Raw genomic sequence first — 1417 nt, 5'->3', positions numbered from 1 at the left:
GGATCAATCTCAAAAGTTGTGTGCAAATTGAAATAAGTTTTCGATTTTTGCAGTAAACTTTAAGAACATTGGATCATTATCTGGAACTGCTGAAACATATTCTGCCTGAATTTTTAATTGAACATTTTGATTTAACGAAGCAAACCACCGAGGGTGAAGTGATGCACCTTTATTTTGAGGAGAAAAATAACCCACCCAAAGAAGTTTCAAATCGAATTTTAACAGCACACGGATTCCATAAGGAGATTACTATTCAAGATTTTCCCCTGCGTGGAAACGCCGTTTACCTGCATATTAAAAGACGCAGATGGCTGGATAAGAACACAAAGCAAATCGTGCAGAGAGACTGGAACTTAGTGGCAGAAGGCACCCGTTTAACCAAGGGGTTTGCCGATTTTTTAAAAGAAATCTGTCGATACCCGACCTCTTGATTGTAAAACCATTGCTGAAATGTACGGTGTGGCGGGTAAAAAATTCCAGCGCCAATACAAAAACAGAATTAGTGATTATAAAACCTGGAAAGAGAAATCCCATGCACAGGAATGGCTCATTTATCCCGAAAACATGTCACAATCCTTGTCGATAGATGAAGTAGCCTTGTCCAGCGGTGAACTTTATACTGTGGTCACGTCTAAAAAAGCGAAAGGTAAAAAAGGCTGCCTGGTTGCCATTATCAAAGAAACCCGCGCAGAAACCGTCATAGAACATTTACTGAAAATCGACCGTAAATTAAGGTTAAGCGTAAAAGAAATCACTCTAGACATGGCCGGTTCCATGAAACTCATTGCCAAGAGATGCTTCTCCAATGCCAAACGGACCATTGACCGATTCCATGTACAGCAACTAGCCTCAGAAGCCCTGCAGGAAATCCGTATCAAACACCGATGGAAAGCTATAGAGCAGGAAAGCGATGGTATCCTGAATGCCAGGAAAAATAAAGAAATCTACCAACCGGAACTGTGTTCAAATGGAGACACCAGAAAACAGCTCCTGGCACGAAGCAGGCATTTGCTGTATAAGAGTTCCTTCCACTGGACCGAATCCCAGAAAGAACGCGCACAAATCCTATTCAGTGAATATCCGGATATCCACAACGCTTACCAACTAACAGAAGATTTAAGAAACGTCTACCACAAGAAAAACACCAAAGAAATCGCTATGTTAAAATTAGCAAGATGGTATCACCAGGTAGAAGTCTCCGGCTTTAAATCTTTTGCTATCCTGTTAAAAACGTTTACCATCCACTATAACGATATCCTAAACTACTTCAATCATAGAAGTACGAATGCATCCGCAGAATCTTTCAATGCAAAAATTAAAAAATTTAGAAGCAACTTCAGAGGAGTTAGGGATCGGGCGTTTTTTCTATTCAGACTACAAAACATTTTTGCTTAAACACAAGTTTTGGTACTGATCC

General features: G+C 40.2%; 2 protein-coding genes. Both read left to right on the top strand.

What is annotated here, in order from left to right:
- The first annotated feature begins 68 nt into the window (after positions 1-68).
- Positions 69-431, top strand: a complete 363-nt coding sequence (locus DRF58_RS18055; RefSeq protein ID WP_031504482.1) for an ISAon1 family transposase N-terminal region protein — start codon at positions 69-71, stop codon at positions 429-431.
- Between the two features lie 19 nt (positions 432-450).
- Entirely contained in the window at positions 451-1395 is a 945-nt protein-coding gene (locus tag DRF58_RS18050) for an ISAon1 family transposase (protein WP_088264485.1), read from the top strand.
- Positions 1396-1417 lie beyond the last annotated feature (22 nt).

Origin of the sequence: Epilithonimonas hispanica, from assembly GCF_003385395.1 — a bacterium.
GTDB classification, from domain to species: domain Bacteria; phylum Bacteroidota; class Bacteroidia; order Flavobacteriales; family Weeksellaceae; genus Epilithonimonas; species Epilithonimonas hispanica.
The sequence above is the reverse complement of the archived record's forward strand: the minus strand, read 5'-3'. Positions and strand labels throughout refer to the sequence as shown.

Excerpts from the sequence above, each read along its gene's own strand:
- DRF58_RS18050 (WP_088264485.1), top strand. The coding sequence starts at position 451 with ATGTACGGTGTGGCGGGTAAAAAATTCCAGCGCCAATACAAAAACAGA.